The organism is Xanthomonas sp. WHRI 8932A (genome assembly GCF_035012785.1).
Classification (GTDB): Bacteria; Pseudomonadota; Gammaproteobacteria; order Xanthomonadales; family Xanthomonadaceae; genus Xanthomonas.
The window spans coordinates 415,014-429,442 of the sequence record NZ_JAYGQQ010000001.1 but is presented as its reverse complement, the minus strand read 5'-3'; the positions used below and the strand labels follow the sequence as shown (position 1 = coordinate 429,442).

At 64.6% G+C, this 14,429-nt stretch carries 13 protein-coding genes; 11 read left to right on the top strand and 2 right to left on the bottom strand.

All coding sequences use genetic code 11. The annotated features are described in order from the left end of the window. Window positions 1–19 precede the first annotated feature (19 nt). Entirely contained in the window at window positions 20–2,101 is a 2,082-nt protein-coding gene (locus VC212_RS01930) for a 3-hydroxyacyl-CoA dehydrogenase NAD-binding domain-containing protein (RefSeq protein ID WP_323514192.1), read from the bottom strand. Between the two features lie 235 nt (window positions 2,102–2,336). Between VC212_RS01930 and rpoE the strand changes: the two genes are divergently transcribed. From rpoE to recO, 10 genes are all read left to right on the top strand, one after another. Beyond that, window positions 2,337–2,957, top strand: a complete 621-nt coding sequence (gene rpoE, locus VC212_RS01925; RefSeq protein WP_005991949.1) for an RNA polymerase sigma factor RpoE — start codon at window positions 2,337–2,339, stop codon at window positions 2,955–2,957. Next, window positions 2,954–3,832, top strand: a complete 879-nt coding sequence (locus VC212_RS01920) for a sigma-E factor negative regulatory protein (RefSeq protein WP_323514191.1) — start codon at window positions 2,954–2,956, stop codon at window positions 3,830–3,832. The genes rpoE and VC212_RS01920 overlap by 4 nt, the downstream gene beginning before the upstream one ends. A 109-nt stretch (window positions 3,833–3,941) precedes the next feature. Beyond that, a complete protein-coding gene (locus VC212_RS01915) occupies window positions 3,942–5,543 on the top strand; it encodes a DegQ family serine endoprotease (RefSeq protein ID WP_323514189.1) in 1,602 nt (533 codons plus the stop codon). Window positions 5,544–5,716: 173 nt separating this feature from the next. Beyond that, the gene (lepA, locus tag VC212_RS01910; RefSeq protein ID WP_055845361.1) at window positions 5,717–7,507 is read left to right on the top strand and encodes a translation elongation factor 4; all 1,791 of its coding nucleotides are present in this window, start codon (window positions 5,717–5,719) and stop codon (window positions 7,505–7,507) included. Between the two features lie 104 nt (window positions 7,508–7,611). Continuing rightward, a complete protein-coding gene (lepB, locus tag VC212_RS01905) occupies window positions 7,612–8,412 on the top strand; it encodes a signal peptidase I (RefSeq protein WP_055845359.1) in 801 nt (266 codons plus the stop codon). Continuing rightward, on the top strand, window positions 8,413–8,820 hold the full coding sequence (locus tag VC212_RS01900) for a DUF4845 domain-containing protein (RefSeq protein ID WP_115512207.1): 408 nt from the start codon (window positions 8,413–8,415) through the stop codon (window positions 8,818–8,820). Beyond that, the gene (gene rnc / locus VC212_RS01895) at window positions 8,810–9,490 is read left to right on the top strand and encodes a ribonuclease III (protein WP_055845353.1); all 681 of its coding nucleotides are present in this window, start codon (window positions 8,810–8,812) and stop codon (window positions 9,488–9,490) included. The genes VC212_RS01900 and rnc overlap by 11 nt, the downstream gene beginning before the upstream one ends. Beyond that, window positions 9,487–10,386 (top strand): GTPase Era, encoded by a 900-nt coding sequence (gene era / locus VC212_RS01890; RefSeq protein ID WP_115512206.1) that lies wholly within the window; start codon window positions 9,487–9,489, stop codon window positions 10,384–10,386. Before rnc ends, era begins: the two co-directional genes overlap by 4 nt. A 26-nt stretch (window positions 10,387–10,412) precedes the next feature. Then, on the top strand, window positions 10,413–11,189 hold the full coding sequence (locus VC212_RS01885; RefSeq protein ID WP_238155896.1) for a hypothetical protein: 777 nt from the start codon (window positions 10,413–10,415) through the stop codon (window positions 11,187–11,189). Window positions 11,190–11,333: 144 nt separating this feature from the next. Continuing rightward, the gene (recO, locus tag VC212_RS01880; RefSeq protein ID WP_323514188.1) at window positions 11,334–12,056 is read left to right on the top strand and encodes a DNA repair protein RecO; all 723 of its coding nucleotides are present in this window, start codon (window positions 11,334–11,336) and stop codon (window positions 12,054–12,056) included. Window positions 12,057–12,173: 117 nt separating this feature from the next. Here the strand turns inward: recO and VC212_RS01875 are convergent, their stop codons facing one another. Next, the gene (locus tag VC212_RS01875; RefSeq protein WP_055845347.1) at window positions 12,174–12,896 is read right to left on the bottom strand and encodes a response regulator; all 723 of its coding nucleotides are present in this window, start codon (window positions 12,894–12,896) and stop codon (window positions 12,174–12,176) included. 158 nt (window positions 12,897–13,054) lie between these two features. Between VC212_RS01875 and rlmD the strand changes: the two genes are divergently transcribed. Next, window positions 13,055–14,389: a 23S rRNA (uracil(1939)-C(5))-methyltransferase RlmD gene (gene rlmD / locus VC212_RS01870; RefSeq protein ID WP_055845344.1), complete on the top strand. Its 1,335-nt coding sequence runs from the start codon at window positions 13,055–13,057 to the stop codon at window positions 14,387–14,389. Window positions 14,390–14,429: the final 40 nt, after the last annotated feature.

Below are 14,429 nucleotides of genomic sequence, written 5' to 3'. Positions count from 1 at the left end.
AAATCCCGTTACCGGAGACTCATGCCACCGCTTCCCGCAACACCGGCGAATCCCAGCCCGGGCGCGGGGCGAAGCGTTCGCCATAACGGGCGTGCAGTGCCTGCAGACGTTCGAGCAAGGCATCCGCACCGACGCTGCGGATGTGCTGGATCGGGCCGCCGCGGAACGGGGCGAAGCCGGTACCGAAGATCACGCCGGCATCGAGCAGGTCCGCATCCGCCACCACGCCGTCGTGCAGGCAGGCGACCGCTTCGTTGAGCAGCGGCAGGATCAGGCGGTCTTCCAGATCTGCGGGCACGGCATAGCCGTTGGCCACTTCGGGTTTGACCGCGCGGCCGTTCTCCCATTTGTACAGGCCCTGGCCGTCCTTCTTGCCGCGCTTGCCGGCGTCCACCGTGGCAAGCGCGGCGGGAATAGGCAGGTGCAGGAACGGCGCCAGCTCGGCGCCGACGCCGGCAGCGACGTCCAGCCCCACCGTGTCGATCAACTCGATCGGCCCCATCGGCATGCCGAACTTCACCGCAGTCTTGTCCAGCACCGGTCCCGGAATGCCCTCGGCATACGCGGTGGCCGCTTCGAGCAGATACGGGAACAGCACGCGATTGACCAGGAATCCGGGCGTGCCCGCCACCGGCACCGGGAACTTGTCCAGCGCCTTGCAGAACGCCGCCAGGCGCGCCACGTTGGCCGGATCCAGGCCATCGTGCTGCACGATTTCCACCAGTGGCATCATCGCCACCGGGTTGAAATAGTGCAGGCCGGCAAATTGCGCGGGGCGCTGGATGTGACCACGCAGCTCGGTCAGCGGAATCGACGAAGTATTGGTGGTCAGCACTGCATCGGGCTTGAGTTGCGGCTCGATGGACTGATACAGGTCGCGCTTGGCCTGCGGATTTTCGATGATCGCCTCGATCACCAGATCCGCCTGCGCTACGCCCGCGCCAGCCAAATCGCCACGCAGGCGCGCTGCCACCGCCGGCCGCTTGGCGTCGTCCTTCACCCGCTTGGTAAACAGCTCGCCGCCGCGCGTCAGTGCCGTATCGATAAAGCGCTGCTCGCGGTCCTGCAGGGTGACCTCGAAGCCCTTGTAGGCGGCCCACGCGGCGATATCGCCGCCCATTACGCCGGCGCCGATCACATGCACATGGCGAATCGGCGGCAACGCGGCCACGCCTGCCTCCTTGCCGCCCAGCGCCTTCAAACGCTCGGTCAGGAAGAAGATGCGGATCAGGTTGCGAGCGGTCGGCGTGCTGGCGAGCTTGACCACCGCCTTGCGCTCGGCCGCAAGCCGCGCCTGGATGCCGCTGCCGCCCGCGCGCTCCCACACGTTGATCAAGGCATACGGCGCCGGGTAATGCTCCTTGCGCGCCTTGCGTGCGACCTGCTTGCGCATCTGCGGCGCGAGCAGCTTGCGTGCCAGCAACGTGTTGGTGGCCCAGGCGGTCGCGCGTTGCTTGAAAGGGCGCGTGGTGCCGTTCAAGGCCAATGCGGCGGCAACATCGACCAGCACCGCAGGCGCGGCGACCTTGTCGATCAGCCCCATCGCCCGCGCGGCCTTGGCCGAGACGGTGCGACCGGTCAGCATCAGATCCATCGCCGCCGGTGCGCCGATCAGACGCGGCAAGCGGGCGCTGCCGCCCCAGCCGGGGAAGATGCCGAGCTTGGTTTCCGGCAGGCCGATGCGTGTGCTGGCGTCGTCCGATGCCACCCGGTACCGGCATGCCAGCGCGATTTCGGTGCCGCCGCCCATGCAGAAGCCGTGGATCGCCGCTACCGTAGGGCAGGGCAGTTCGGCCAGTTTCTGGAACACCTGTTGGCCGCGATGGATCGCATCGTTGACCGTGCCCTTGCGGTCGAAGTCCTGGAACTCCTTCAGGTCGGCGCCGGCAATGAAGCCGTTGGCCTTGGCCGAGCGCAGCACCACGCCCTTGGGCGGGTCCAGTGCCAACCGCTCGACCAGCGCGCCCAGTTCGAGCAGCACCTCCTGCGAAAACGCGTTGACCGGTGCGCCTTGTCGATCAAGGCTGAGGACGACCACGCCGTCCTCGCGCAGGTCGGCCTGCCAATGGCTGAATCGGAGCCCGTCGAAACCTGGAAGCATGCGTCTGGCCGTCCGGCGATATAAGGAAAGGCCGTTATCATCCAGAGGTTGTTTCCATCACGTCAAATACCCATACCAGTCGACAGGGCGGCATGCGCTTCGCGGGAGGCGTCGCCAGCGGCGCAGTGGAGCCGCTACCCTGCTACGTGACGATCGAACCGATCGGTATGAACTTTCCTCTTCAATGGCGGTCTCATTGCCCGACTTCGGTGGGCTGACAGGAGTGCGGCCCATCATGGCCGAAGTCGATACACCTCAGGAGCTGGACCTGGAACTGGTCCGGCGTGTGCAGCGCGGCGAGAGCGCAGCGTTCGACGTGCTGGTGCGCAAATACCAGCACCGGATCGTTGCGTTGATCGGGCGCTACATCGCCGACTGGAGCGAATGTCAGGACGTGGCCCAGGATACGTTTGTGCGCGCGTACCGCGCGATCAACAGTTTCCGCGGCGACTCCCAGTTCTATACATGGCTGCACCGCATTGCCGTCAACACTGCCAAGAACCATCTGGTTGCGCACAACCGCCGCCCGCCCACCGACGACATCGAGATCAGCGATGCCGAGCAGTTCGATGGAGCGACCCGGTTGCGCGACAACGACACCCCGGAGCGCGAATTGATGCGACAGGAGCTGGAACAAACGGTGATGCGTGCGGTCCAAGCACTGCCGGAAGAACTCCGGTCGGCCATCACCCTGCGCGAGGTGGAGGGGCTGAGTTACGAGGACATCGCGCGAAAGATGGATTGCCCGATCGGAACGGTGCGCTCGCGCATCTTCCGGGCGCGCGAGGCCATCGACATCGAGCTACGGCCTCTGCTGGAGACCGAAAGCGCTACCCGTGAGCGACACCGTGTATGAGCGATAACCCTGCCATGTCCACCACCGACAAATTCGAACGTCACTACCGGCAGCAGTTGTCTGCGCTGGTCGACGGAGAGTTGAACGCCGACGAGTCGCGCTTCTTGCTGCGCCGTCTGGCGCACGATGAGGAGCTGGCCGGCTGCCACGAGCGCTGGCAGCTGTGCGGCGATGTGCTGCGCGGTGCGGCCAGCGCGCCGGCGCCGCTGGATTTTGCCGCGCGTGTGCGCAGCGCCATTGCCGATGAGCCAGCGCCGCAGGCGCAGCCGGCACCGCGCTCGGCCGCACGCTGGCGTTGGGGTGGCGGTGCAGCGATTGCTGCGTCGGTTGCCGCAATCGCCTTGTTCATGGCGCGCGAGCGCTTGCCGGAGACGGCACCGCCAGCCTCCGCTGTGCCGGTGTACGCGACTGCGGCGCAGCTGCCGCCCGTCGCCTCGCCGCCGGTTGCCCCGCAAGCGCCGGCAACGCCCGCCCCGGCCAATCCCGGCGATGGCGGCGCGCTTGTCGCGGCGGTGCCGGCCGCTGCGCTGGCGTCCACGCGCCGCGGTGCCGCTACCCGCAATCAGCAGGTGGCGCGCAGTGCAGCGGCACGGCAGCAACAGGCGCCTGCCCGGATGGTGGCGTCGGCTACCCCGGCTCCTGCGGCAGCGGTGAGCCCGGCAGCAACCTCCAATCCATTTACCCATCCGGACACGACACTGCAGGCGCGCCCGTGGCCACGCGCGGCGTTGTCCGGCGCAGGCGATAGCCCGCTCAACGCCAGTTTCAGCCAGAGCCGCCAGGGTCCGGCGTTCTATCCGTTCGAGCCTGCGCCCCAGGCGACCGGCAACCCTGCGCAGAGCCGGCCGCTGCCGGTGCAGGTCCCGCAGAACTGATCCGGCCGCCGATCTTCATCCAGTCGGCGCGCTTCCTCCCGTTAACTTGCCGGGCCCGTGTCATCTCGCGGGTTCCGGCCCCTGTCGCCCTGCCATCGGAGGCAACTCGATGAATCACCGCATGCGTACCCAGATGTTTGGCCTGATCGCCATGACGTTGCCGCTGGCAGCCTGTGCTCAGCAAACCGCGCCAGCGCCGGCCGCCAAGGCCAGTGCGCCGATTGCCGCCAATCGCAGCACCACCCCGGCGCCGCAGTTGGTCGCCGGCCTGCCGGACTTCACCAATCTGGTCGAACAGGTCGGCCCGGGTGTGGTCAATATCGAAACCACCATCACCCGCAAGGATGCGATGGCGCGTTCGGCGCGTGGCGGGCGCGGCGGGCAAGGTGGGATGCCCGGTCAGGGCGGCATGCCGGACGACGAGCAGATGCCGGAGTTCTTCAAGCGCTTCTTCGGCCCGGATTTTCAGATGCCGGGCGGCCCGCGGCAGGGGCCGGGCCAGGGTGGTGGCGATGACGATGGCGGCATCGCCGGCAAGTCGATGGGCTCGGGCTTCATCATTTCTGCCGACGGCTATGTGCTGACCAATCACCACGTGGTCGATGGCGCCAGCGAAGTCACCGTCAAGCTCACCGACCGCCGCGAGTTCAAGGCCAAGGTGGTGGGCAGCGACGAACAGTTCGACGTAGCGCTGCTGAAGATCGAGGCCAAGGGGCTGCCGACCGTGCGCCTGGGCGACTCCAATACGCTCAAGCCCGGCCAGTGGGTGGTGGCGATCGGTTCGCCGTTCGGGCTGGATCACTCGGTCACCGCCGGCATCGTCAGCGCCACCGGCCGCAGCAATCCGTACGCCGACCAACGCTATGTGCCCTTCATCCAGACCGACGTGGCGATCAACCAGGGCAACTCCGGTGGTCCGCTGCTCAACACCCGCGGCGAAGTGGTCGGCATCAATTCGCAGATCTTCTCCGCGTCGGGCGGCTACATGGGGATCAGTTTTGCGATCCCGATCGACCTGGCCTTCAGTGCGGCCGAGCAGATCAAGGCCACCGGCCGGGTCAGCCGCGGCATGCTGGGCGTGCAGGTTGGCGCGATCGACTCGCTCAAGGCGCAAGGGCTGGGCCTGCCGGATAGCCGCGGCGCGCTGGTCAACGACATTCCCGCTGGCAGCCCGGCCGCAAAGGCCGGTGTCGAGGTGGGCGATGTGATCCGTGCGGTCAATGGCAAGCCGATCGAGGTGGCCAGCGATCTGCCGCCGATGATCGGCCTGATGCCGCCGGGCGCCAAGGTCAACCTGGACATACTGCGCGACGGCAAGCCGCGTCAGGTGTCAGTCGTGCTGGCGCCATTGCAGGATGGCAGCGAAGACACCGCGCCACGCACCGCAGCGGCCGACGCCAAGCCGGAGGCTCCGGCCAGTGTGGCCTTGCTCGGCTTGCAGGTGGCAGACCTGACCGCCGCCGAGCGCAGTCGGCTGGGCCTGGAAGCGGGCGAGGGCGTGCGGATTGCCGCGGTCACTGGCGTAGCAGCGCGTAGCACCCAACCGCCGCTGTCGCCGGGCCTGCTCATCGCCCGCGTCGGCCGGACCAAGGTCGGCAGCGTCGCCGAACTCAACCGCGCGCTGTCCAGCTACAAGAAGGGCGACGTGGTCATGCTGCTGGTCACCGACGGCAAGGCCACCAGCTATGTGGCGCTGAAGGCCGGCGGGTGATCGAGGCCGGGAATCGGGAATCGGGAATCGTAAGAGCGCGGCCTGCCTTGGCTTTCACGATTCCCTACTCCCGATTCCCAATTCCCCCGGCCCCAATGGGGCCGGCCGTGCGATAATGCTGCGTTACCCTGACGACGGCCCCGCCGGCGCCCACCTCAATGTCCTCTGATTCAATGCGGTACATCCGCAACTTCTCCATCATTGCCCACGTCGATCACGGGAAATCCACCCTGGCCGACCGGATCATCCAGCTATGCGGCGGCCTTCAGGCGCGCGAGATGGAGGCCCAGGTTCTCGACTCCAACCCGATCGAACGCGAACGCGGCATCACGATCAAGGCGCAGTCGGTGTCCTTGCCGTACACGGCCAAGGACGGGCAGGTCTATCAGCTGAACTTCATCGACACCCCCGGGCATGTCGACTTCTCCTATGAAGTCAGCCGCTCGCTGGCCGCCTGCGAAGGCGCGCTGCTGGTGGTCGATGCCGCCCAGGGCGTGGAAGCGCAATCGGTAGCCAACTGCTACACCGCGGTGGAGCAGGGGCTGGAAGTGGTGCCGGTGCTCAACAAGATCGATCTGCCGACTGCCGACATCGCCCGTGCCAAGGCCGAGATCGAAGCGGTGATCGGTATCGATGCCGAAGACGCGGTCGCGGTCAGTGCCAAGACCGGTCTCAACATCGATCTGGTGCTGGAAGCGATCGTGCATCGCATCCCGCCGCCCAAGCCGCGCGATACCGACAAGCTGCAGGCGCTGATCATTGATTCCTGGTTCGACAATTACCTGGGCGTGGTGTCGCTGGTGCGCGTGATGCAGGGCCAGATCAAGCCGGGCAGCAAGATTCTGGTGATGTCGACCGGGCGCACGCACCTGGTCGACAAGGTCGGCGTGTTCACCCCCAAGCGCAAGGATCTGCCTTCGCTGGGTGCTGGCGAAGTGGGCTGGATCAACGCTTCGATCAAGGACGTGCATGGCGCGCCGGTCGGCGACACTTTGACCCTGGCTGCCGACCCCGCGCCGTATGCGTTGCCGGGTTTTCAGGAAATGCAGCCACGCGTGTTCGCCGGCCTGTTTCCGGTGGATGCCGAGGACTATCCGGATCTGCGCGAGGCTTTGGACAAGTTGCGCCTGAACGATGCGGCGCTGCGTTTCGAGCCGGAAAGCTCCGAAGCGATGGGCTTTGGTTTCCGTTGCGGCTTCCTGGGCATGCTGCACATGGAAATCGTGCAGGAGCGTCTGGAGCGCGAGTACAACCTGGACCTGATCAGCACCGCGCCGACCGTGGTGTATGAAGTCCTCAAGACCGACGGCTCCATCATCAACATGGACAACCCGGCCAAGCTGCCGCAGTTGAACCTGGTGGAGGAGATTCGCGAGCCGATCATTCGCGCCAACGTGCTGACGCCCGAGGAATACATCGGCAACATCATCAAGTTGTGCGAAGAAAAGCGCGGCACCCAGATCAGCATCAATTATCTGGGCAGCCAGGTGCAGATCAGCTATGAGCTGCCGATGGCCGAAGTGGTGCTGGATTTCTTCGACAAGCTCAAGTCGGTGAGCCGTGGCTATGCCTCGCTGGATTATCACTTCGTGCGTTTCGATGCCGGCCCGTTCGTGCGAGTGGACGTGCTGATCAACGGCGACAAGGTCGATGCGTTGTCGCTGATCGTGCACCGCAGCCATGCCGACCGGCGCGGCCGCGAGCTGTGCGAAAAGATGAAGGAACTGATCCCGCGGCAGATGTTCGACGTCGCAATTCAGGCCGCCGTCGGCTCGCAGATCATCTCGCGTTCCACGGTCAAGGCGATGCGCAAGAACGTGTTGGCCAAGTGCTATGGTGGCGACGTTTCGCGCAAGAAAAAGCTGCTGGAAAAGCAGAAAGAAGGCAAGAAGCGCATGAAGCAGGTCGGCCGCGTGGAGATTCCGCAGGAGGCCTTCCTGGCCGTGCTGCAGATGGATAAGTAGCAGGGAATGGTAAATCGGGAATCGGAAATCGTAAGGGTGCACGTGCTCCCGCTGTTCCAATTCCCCATTCTCGATTCTCGATTCCCTTTCCGAAAGGAACATCAATGAAATGGTTTGAAATCATCCTGGTTGTGCTGACGCTGGGCACCGGCTTTATCTGGCTGCTGGACAAGCTGTTCCTGGCCAAGCGCCGTGCCGCACGTGCCGGGCTGCTGGACAGCGAGCCGGCGATCATCGATTACTCGCGCGCGTTCTTTCCGGTGCTGGCGGTGGTGCTGATCCTGCGCAGCTTCGTGGCCGAGCCGTACAAGATTCCATCCAGTTCGATGATGCCCAACCTGCTGATCGGCGATTTCATCCTGGTCAACAAGTTCGCCTACGGTTTCCGTCTGCCGATCACCAACACCAAATTCATTCCGACCAGCGAGCCCAAGCGCGGCGACGTGGTGGTGTTCAAACCCCCGCATGCGCCGGATCAGAACTGGATCAAGCGCGTGGTCGGCCTGCCAGGCGACAAGATCGGCTTCCACGGCGACACGCTGTATATCAACGACAAGCCGATGCGCTATACGGTCAAGGGCGAGTACATCGGCAAGGGCAAGGGCGCCGAGATGACCGGCACCACCTTGCTGGTCGAGGACCTGCCGGGCCGTACGCATACCGTGCTGGAGTGGGTGGACCGCAACATGCCGGCCGGCCAGGGCGACTGGACGGTGCCGGCAGACAGCTATTTCGTGATGGGGGACAATCGCGACAATAGTGAAGACAGTCGGTTCTGGACCCAGACGCATTTCTTGCCGGAAGCCAATCTGCGCGGCAAGGCGTTTCTGATCTGGCTCAATTGCGAAGGGTGGTTCTGTAAGGGGAGTTTCGATCCGTCGCGGATCGGGACTGGAATCCAGTAAATGCACGCACGGCGTGCCGGGGATAGCACAATGAAGCGCAAGCAAAGCGGTATGACGTTGACGTCGTTCGTGGTGGTGCTGGCGGTGGTCGGATTTGGCCTGTACATCGGGATGAAGCTGTTTCCGATGTATCAGGAGTATTACTCCGTCCGCACCGCAATGAAGGGCCTGGCCAATGAGCCCGGCAGTGCCGACATGGATCCGTCAAAGCTGCAGGATCTGTTCTTTCGTCGGCTGTACATCAATTACTCGGAGAACGTCAAAAAAGAAGACGTCAAGTTCGAGCGTGTTGAAGGCGGCTGGCGGATGAAGGTCAACTACGAAGTGCGTCGCGAGCTGATCGGCAATCTGGATATTGTCGGCAAGTTCGATACCTCGCAGGACATGACGAAACGCGGTGTCGAATAGAACCTTCCAACGTGGCGATCCGATCGGTCATGCATTCGCCGATCCGGGTCTGCTCGCCCAGGCGCTGCGGCATCGCAGCGCCGGGACGCCGCATAACGAGCGGCTGGAGTTTCTCGGCGACGGCATCGTCAATCTGCTGATCGCCGAGGCGTTGTATCAGCGCTGGCCCAAGGCCGACGAAGGCGCGCTGACGCGCGCGCGCGCCGAGCTGGTGCGCGAAGGCGCACTGGCGGTGATTGGACGCACGCTCAATCTGGGCGAGCGGTTGACGCTGGGCCCGGGCGAACTCAAGTCCGGTGGTCATCGGCGCGATTCGATCCTGGCCGATGCGGTCGAGGCGATCGTTGCGGCCATCTATCTGGACTGCGGATTCGAGCGCTGTCGCGCGGTGGTGCTGCCGTGGTTCGAGTCATCGCTTGCGGCGTTACCGGTCGGCAAGGCCGAAAAAGATCCCAAGACGCGGCTGCAGGAATGGCTGCAGGCACGGCAGCTGCCGTTGCCCAATTACGCTCTGATCAGCGAGAGCGGCGACGAACATGCCAAGCAGTTCCACGTCGCCTGCATTCTGGAGCAGCCCATCGCCCGCGCCGAGGGCCAGGGCACGTCGCGCCGTCTTGCCGAGCAACAGGCGGCGGCTACCGTCATCGCACAACTGGATGTAAACACGTGAGCGAAACCACTCCCCACCGTAGCGGCAGCGTTGCCATTATCGGCCGGCCGAATGTCGGCAAATCTACTCTGACCAATGCCCTGGTGGGCGCCAAGGTCAGCATCGTGTCCAATCGCCCGCAGACCACGCGGCATCGGCTGCTGGGCATCGCTACCTTCCCGGAAGGGCAGCTGGCGCTGGTCGACACACCCGGGCTGCACCGCGAGCAAAAGCGCGCGATGAACCGGGTGATGAATCGCGCCGCGCGCGGTTCGCTCGAAGGCGTGGACGCCGCGGTGCTGGTGATCGAGGCCGGCCGTTGGGACGAAGAAGACACCCTGGCGTTTCGCGTGCTCAGCGACGCGGGGGTGCCGGTGGTGCTGGTCGTCAACAAGGTCGACCGGCTCAAGGACAAGACTGCGTTGTTCCCGTTTCTGGCGCAGGTCAGCGAGGGCCGTACGTTCGCCGCCGTGCATCCGGTGTCCGCGCTCAAGCGCAAGGGGCTGGAAGCGTTGGTGAGCGATCTGCTCAAGCTGGTGCCCGAAGCCGAGGCGATGTACGGCGAAGACGAAATCACCGACCGCAGCCAGCGCTTTCTGGCAGGCGAGCTGGTGCGCGAGCAGCTGATGCGTCAATTGGGCGAAGAACTGCCGTATGCCACCACCGTGGAAATCGAGCGCTTTGCCGAAGACGGCGCGCTGCTGCGGATCGGTGCGGTGATCTGGGTCGAGCGCGAAGGTCAGAAGGCGATCGTGATCGGCAAGGGCGGCACCCGTCTGAAGGAAATCGGCGGCAAGGCGCGTCTGCAGATGGAGCGGCTGTTCGGTGCAAAAGTGTTTCTGGAAACCTGGGTACGCGTGCGCGAAGGCTGGTCGGATGACGAGAGCGCGCTCAAGGCATTTGGGTACGGCGACTAATCTTGGAATCAACAGGGAGGTGCACGATGTGGCTCAAGAAAGCGAACTTTAGTGGTCTAAGGTCTTGTGGTGTCGGCAGGCTGGTGGCTAGCGCGCTGGTGCTGGGGTTGCTGCCATTTGCAGTGAGTGCGCAGACCTTCCCATGTTCCAATACACCCGGAGCAGGTGAGCGCATGGTAGGGACGGCACCCGGTGGTCCCGGCCTTGCACCTACACCGCTGTGTGTCCGTGATGGTGCTGCGTCCACTGGTGCGGCGCAGCCAGAATACGACCCGCTCAAGGCGCGCGCGACCGCTGCCCTGGGCATGGCGCAGATGCTCCTGAGCGAAAAAGCCAAGCTTGCGAGTGATCCAAATTATCAGCGTTTCAGCAAGGGCTTCTGGCAACACTTCGACCCTAGTGCCGACGCGAAGCCTGGCGATAACTGCGTTGCGGCCTACGGTAATCTGCAAGGCATTGTGACCCTGGCCGGCCCTGCAGGCGACTATCGCCGTGCGCTGATTGCGTTCACCGGTCCCGGATTGCCGCGGCCCAAGAAAGACGGCTTGATCAAGGTGACCTTGGATGATGGCGATGGAAAGCCGGCGACCGTACGCGCCTTTCACTATCTCACTCCAGGTACTGACTTGGTCACGATCGCCTTCGCGGTCCCCAGCGCGGAGGCAATGCTTGACGGGATAGACGACAAGGCGCGCTACAGATTACTCATCGACAATAAGCAGGTATTCGAGATCGAGTGGCACGACGGCCACAAGGCCAGAGATGAATTGAGGCGGTGTATTGCCGCAGGCAGCGCCTCGTAGCCGATTGCAGCGTTGCATGTGCCCTGTCTGTCGTCCTCAGGAACGTACGGAAAAATGCCGCAAGGGGCACTGGCACCTGCACTACCGAACGCATGATGACCGCATGGCCTGGGCTGGAAGTGTGCTGGTGAGCGCTAGCCTGAGATGCTGATCGAGCACGAACACGGCTTCGTCCTGCATGTGCGCGCCTGGCGCGAGACCAGCTTGCTGGTGGAAGTGCTGACCGAGCAGCACGGGCGGGTGGGGTTGCTGGCGCGTGGCGTGCAAGGCCCGCGCAAGCAGGCGCTGCGTGCGGCGCTGCAGCCGCTGCAACTGATTCAGTTCACCGCCGTGCAGCGCGGAGAACTTGCGCAACTGCGCCAGGCCGAAGCGCTGGATACCGCGCCGCGATTGGTCGGCGAACGCATGCTCGCCGGCTTCTATATCAGCGAGCTGTTGCTGCGTCTGGCCCCACGCAATGATGCGGTTCCCGAGCTTTATGCGTGCTACGCGCAGGCACGTGCGCATCTGGCCTCGGAGTTGTCGCTGGCATGGGGGTTGCGCCAGTTCGAGCGCGATGTGCTGGAGGGGCTGGGGTTTGCCTTCGATCTGCAGCACGACAGCGACGGGCAGCCGATCGACCCGGCGGCGCGCTATCGACTCGATCCGCAGGAAGGTGCCATGCGGGTACTGAGCGAGCGTCTGGCGCAGGATCGGCGTGAGACTGTCACCGGTGCGGCGTTGCTGGCGCTGGGGGAGGACACAATGCCGGCTACTGATGACATGCCCGGCTTGCGCCGCAGCATGCGTAGCGTGCTGTTGCATCATCTGAACGGACGCGGCCTGAAATCCTGGGAAATGCTGGAGGATCTGGCGCGGCGGCGTTGATCTGCACGACGCGGCCAAGTCCAGTGTCGCGTGTCATTTGACGAATCGCGTATCCGATCCTGCCGACATTCAGTCAGCGCCTGACCCGCGGGTGGCGCTGACGACTACAACCTCAGTTCAGTGCAATAACGCCGCCACCGCCGCATGAAACTGGGTCTGCGCGGTGTGCGATTGCGGGTCGCCACGCAGCAGGCGGACCGCGCCGGCCAGCCGGGCGGCGCCGACGAAACCGCAACTGGCCTGCAAGCGATGCAGATGATTGCGCAGCGCCTGCTCATCGCTGATGTTCAGTGCCGAGGTGACCGCGTCGCGTGTGCCCGGCAGCTCTGCCAGGAACAGTTCGCGCAGTGCGTTGAGGTGATGCTGCTGGCCGTTGAGCGCGCTCAGCGCTGCCGCCTCATCCCAATCGCTGGCGGCGATGTCGACCACACCGACCGGCGCCACGCTGTAGCGGCCACGCGCCAGACCGCGACGCACCGCCTGCAGCAGGCGTTCGGTGGTCAGCGGCTTGACCAGCATTTCCAGAAAGCCATCGGACTGCAGACCACGCTGCATCGCCATGTCGCCATCGGCGGTATGCGCCAGCGCAGGCACGTCCGGGTGCAGCAGACGTAACGCGCGCAGCAGGCCGCTGCCGGTGCCATCGGGGAGATTGACGTCGATCAGCCACAGGTCGTGGCGACGTTCGCGCGCGCGGTCCAGCGCCGACGACAACGAATCTGCGCAATCCACCAGGGCCGGAAGGCTTTCCAGGGCAGCCTGCAGAAAGCCGCGGCTGATCGGGTCGTCTTCCACCAACAAGAGTCGTGGATGGGGTTCCTGACGTGTCGCCATGTTCATGCTGCCTCCTTGTCAGCGATGCCGCGTCCTGAGCTGCCGCGCGCAGGCGAAGTTTGCCTGTGTTTGCGGGGCACGACAATTGCCACGCCACGCAAGGCGGCCTCGGTCGATCGCATCTGCGACAATACGCACCCTTTTTGCCCGCAGCTTGTCGCCACGTGGCCAGAACCCGAAACCGTTTCGACCGTACCCCCTTCCAGACCGCGATCACCGACCTGAGCCATGACGGCCGCGGAGTGGCGCGCCGCGACGGCGAGGGCGGCAAGGTCACCTTCATCAGTGGCGCCTTGCCCGGTGAACTGGTGCGTGCCGAGCCCACCGCGCGCAGCCGCCATTTTGATGAAGCCAAGACGGTGGACGTGCTGGAGGCTTCGCCGCAGCGGGTCACCCCGCGCTGCACGCATTTCGGCGTGTGCGCCGGGTGCGTGTTGCAGCATCTGGAGGAGTCGCAGCAGATCGTGGCCAAGCAGCGCGTGCTGATGGACAACCTGGAGCGCATCGGCCACGTCAGCCCGCAGACGGTGCTGCCGGCGCTGGTCGGCGACACCTGGGGCTATCGGCGTAAAGGTCGCTTCTCGGTGCGGCGGGTGGAGAAAAAGGACAAGACCCTGGTCGGTTTTCGCGAACTTGACCCGCGCTTCGTGGCCGACCTGTCGGTCTGCTACACGGTGATTCCGCAGATCGGCGAAAAGATCCCGCTGCTGGCGGCTCTGATCGAAAACATGGATGGCAAGCGCGACATCCCGCAGATCGAGTTCATCGCCGGCGACGATGCGGTGGCGTTGACCATCCGCCACATGCAGCCGCTTAGCGAGCGCGATCGGCAGGCCTGGGTGGAATTTGCGCAGACCCACGGGTTTGCGATCTTCTTGCAGCCCGGCGGCGTGGACAGCGTGCATCCGTTGTGGCCGCAGGACGTGCCGCTGTCGTTCCGCCTGCCCCAATGGGACGTCGAGCTGGCGTTCCGGCCGCTGGACTTCATCCAGGTCAATGCCTCGCTCAACCAGAAGATGATTGCGCACGCGCTGGCGCTGCTCGATGCCAAACCCGATGACCGCGTGCTGGATCTGTTTTGCGGGTTGGGCAATTTCACCCTGCCGCTGGCAAGAACGGTGCGCGAGGTGGTCGGCGTGGAAGGCGATGCCGGCTTGGTGGCGCGCGCCAAGGAAAACGCGCAACGCAATGGCCTGGACAACGCGCAGTTTTATGCAGCCGATCTGACCCAGGATCAGCGCAATACGCCCTGGATGCGGCAGGGCTTCGACAAGCTGCTGCTGGACCCACCGCGTTCGGGCGCATTGGAAGTGCTGCAGCAACTGCCGCTGAAGAAATTCGAGCGCATCGTGTATGTCAGTTGCCACCCGGGTTCGCTGGCGCGCGACGCCGGCTACCTGGTCAACGAGCAGCGCTTTACGCTGGTGTCAGCCGGTGCGATGGATATGTTCCCGCACACCGCGCATGTGGAAAGCATTGCGGTGTTTGAACGGCGGTGAATGGTGAATGGTGAATAGGGAATCGGGAATGGTGAAGGCG